The organism is Crocosphaera sp. XPORK-15E (genome assembly GCF_034931425.1).
Classification (GTDB): Bacteria; Cyanobacteriota; Cyanobacteriia; order Cyanobacteriales; family Microcystaceae; genus UHCC-0190.
The window spans coordinates 1-2,678 of sequence record NZ_JAYGHQ010000059.1; the positions used below are offsets into that span (position 1 = coordinate 1).

4 protein-coding genes are annotated in these 2,678 nt (G+C 38.0%); all 4 read left to right on the top strand.

Going from position 1 to position 2,678, the window contains the following annotated elements; genetic code table 11:
- Window positions 1–536: 536 nt before the first annotated feature.
- The 4 genes from VB691_RS24325 to VB691_RS24340 all read left to right on the top strand — a co-directional run bounded on the left by VB691_RS24325 (window position 537) and on the right by VB691_RS24340 (window position 2,641).
- Window positions 537–941, top strand: a complete 405-nt coding sequence (locus tag VB691_RS24325) for a plasmid mobilization protein (protein ID WP_323294110.1) — start codon at window positions 537–539, stop codon at window positions 939–941.
- A 117-nt stretch (window positions 942–1,058) separates the two neighbouring features.
- Complete coding sequence (locus VB691_RS24330) at window positions 1,059–1,421, top strand: type II toxin-antitoxin system RelE/ParE family toxin (protein ID WP_323294111.1); 363 nt, start codon at window positions 1,059–1,061, stop codon at window positions 1,419–1,421.
- A gap of 16 nt (window positions 1,422–1,437) precedes the next feature.
- Complete coding sequence (locus tag VB691_RS24335; RefSeq protein WP_323294112.1) at window positions 1,438–1,767, top strand: helix-turn-helix transcriptional regulator; 330 nt, start codon at window positions 1,438–1,440, stop codon at window positions 1,765–1,767.
- A 127-nt stretch (window positions 1,768–1,894) separates the two neighbouring features.
- A complete protein-coding gene (locus VB691_RS24340) occupies window positions 1,895–2,641 on the top strand; it encodes a relaxase/mobilization nuclease domain-containing protein (RefSeq protein WP_323294113.1) in 747 nt (248 codons plus the stop codon).
- The last annotated feature ends 37 nt before the right edge of the window (window positions 2,642–2,678 follow it).

The window sequence follows — 2,678 nt, forward strand, 5'->3', positions numbered from 1 at the left end:
TCAGAGATAACTGTAGTATTTCATACTACTTTTTTGAAGTGCGGAATGTGGGTTAAAAGTACGCCATTAATTAAGGAAAAAATAACATACCATGTCACAATTGTTGAAAATAATGACACAAATTAAGCCACAACCTCGACTAAATCCTATTTTTATTAGCCACTAATCGTCACAATAGTGCCAGGGTATGTCACTTATTTGCCAAAAAATGACGGGAAAAGTCTCCGAAAACCGGAATTAAAGGCAGAAAAAGACGCAAAAACCCCCTCGTTGATGAGGGTAAGTAGGGATAAAACCAGCAGGCTCTTTGTCTTACAGTTGTGGTAAAATTATAGGTATTGTTGCGCTGCAGGTTGGAGGGAAATTCCCCCCAAACCCCCCTAAAGATTAAGCAAATATAAAACGATGTTTTTCAAATTATACCCCTAGCGTAAAAACTTAACTTAAGAAAAATTTAAGGTTATTTATAAAGTCAAAGCAGACGACGAAGGCAAGCAAAGCGATCACCCAATTCAACCACCCGCAAAAATACCACCATGCCCAACCCTGAGAACAAAGAAAAAGTAGTTTCCATTCGATTTCGAGAAAGTGAATTATCCAACCTCGATCAACAAGCCCAAGCCGTCAACTTATCCCGAAGTGCTTATATCACCCGTAAGCTTCAAGGTTTACCCGTGTTACCTGCGAGGGTTCCCCCTGTCAATTGGGAGGCTTACCGAGAATTAGGGGTGATTTCTGCTCAATTATCAGCTTTGGGTAACAATATTAATCAAATTGCCAAAGTTTTGAATATAGCCAACCAACAAGGGCAATCCCTTCCTTTAACCCTTAATAATGTCGATCAGTTAACCGAAGTTGTGGCTTTAATTGAACAACTAAAACCAGCCATTAAACAAGTAAGGTTGGAATTATCAGGGGTTAATTCGGGGACGAGTGAATAATAAACCGTTCCACCTTTCTTAAAAGAGTTAGAGAGCGTCCAAGGATTAAACAGTCGGGAATAATCTTAGTTAGGCAAAATAGTCCAATTTAAAGAAGACAAGTGATAATAGGTACAAATGGGAGATGAATTACTGAAAACGGTTATTTGGGTGGGAGCGTCTAAAAAGGAACTTTTAGGGTTTCCTGAAGATGTCATTGATGAAGTTGGTTACATCCTCTATCGGGTTCAACAAAACCAAACTCATCCTCATATTAAATCTTTAAAGGGATTGAATGGAGTATTTGAAATTGTCAGTGATTATCAAACAGATACTTACAGAACAGTATATGCTATCAAACTTGGTAATTCTGTTTATGTTCTCCACGCCTTTAAGAAAAAGTCAAAGACAGGTATTAAAACACCATTACAGACGATTGATTTAATTAAAGAACGTCTAAAACAAGCACAAGGGATTGCTAAAAAACAAAACGAACTCTAGCACAAAGGAGAAACAAATGTCAGACTATACTGTAAGTTCAGGAAACATTTTTGCCGATTTAGGATTTAGTAATGCTGAAGAAAAGTTGGCTAAAGTCAAACTAGCTTCACTCATTTACGATCTAATTTGTGAGAGACAATTAGCTGATTCAGAAGTGGTTAGAATTTTGACAATTGATTTATCTCAAGTCACGAATTTAAAGAATGGTCGATTGTCAGGTTTTTCTTTGGAAAAACTCTTAGGTTTTCTGGTGGCATTAGGGCAAAATATTGAAATTATGGTCAGTCCCCAACCCGAAACTGTGTCTAGTGGCACTATAAAAGTAGTCCGTCAATCTTGTGCTTGAATTATCAGATTTTCTGCCAATTCAAAGCGAGTTAGGAGATTACCTACGAATTGTCCATTAACCATCAATTTTTAGAATCATCACTTATTAGGAATTAATCTTTTTTTTGACTCAATAAACTAAGCAAATGATCGGACACATTGAACATGGCAGTAATTTTGGGGGATTATTTCGTTACTTGTTAGCCACCGATAAAGGGGCCAGAATTATTGGTGGTAATGCAGCAGGAGAAACCATCAACCAATTAACCCAAGAATTTAATAATTGTGCTGACCAAAGACGCACCACCACAAAACCCGTCAAACATTTTATTCTCAGTTTTGCCCCTGAAGACGGGGAAGTACAAGATAACCTCAAACATACCATCGCCACACAAGCGGTTCAACGATTAGGCTATATTGATAACCAATATGTGGTCATCGACCATCAACGAGAAGACCCCGGCCATGATTGGAACCATGATCACGACCATATTCATATTGCGGTTAATATGATTACCTTAGACGGTCAAAGAGTGGATGATTGGCAAGATAAACGACGATTTGAAGCCATTATCAGGGGATTAGAACAAGAACATCATTTAACCCTTGTTGCCCCTAGTCAAGAGAGAAACCACAAAAGTTTAACCCATGGCCAAGTACAGAAATATAAACAACAACTCAGGGACTATCAAACTGGAAAACAGACACAAACCCCAGATATTCCCATTTCTGTTAAGTTACAAGCGGCCATTGATGCAGCCAGTTTAGATCAGCCAACGATGACGATTTTTATTGGTAGATTGCAACAGTTAGGAATTGATGTAATGCCCATTGTGACAGAAACAGGCAGAAAACGCATTAGTTATCTTATGGACCAGCAATTCTCATTTTAAGATTTCATGACATTGAAATCCTTACATAAAGAGGGGT

What these genes read in the sequence shown, in the direction of transcription:
- VB691_RS24335 (WP_323294112.1), top strand. Translation starts at nt 1,438, where the DNA reads ATGTCAGACTATACTGTAAGTTCAGGAAACATTTTTGCCGATTTAGGA.
- VB691_RS24340 (WP_323294113.1), top strand. Translation starts at nt 1,895, where the DNA reads ATGATCGGACACATTGAACATGGCAGTAATTTTGGGGGATTATTTCGT.
- VB691_RS24325 (WP_323294110.1), top strand. Translation starts at nt 537, where the DNA reads ATGCCCAACCCTGAGAACAAAGAAAAAGTAGTTTCCATTCGATTTCGA.
- VB691_RS24330 (WP_323294111.1), top strand. Translation starts at nt 1,059, where the DNA reads ATGGGAGATGAATTACTGAAAACGGTTATTTGGGTGGGAGCGTCTAAA.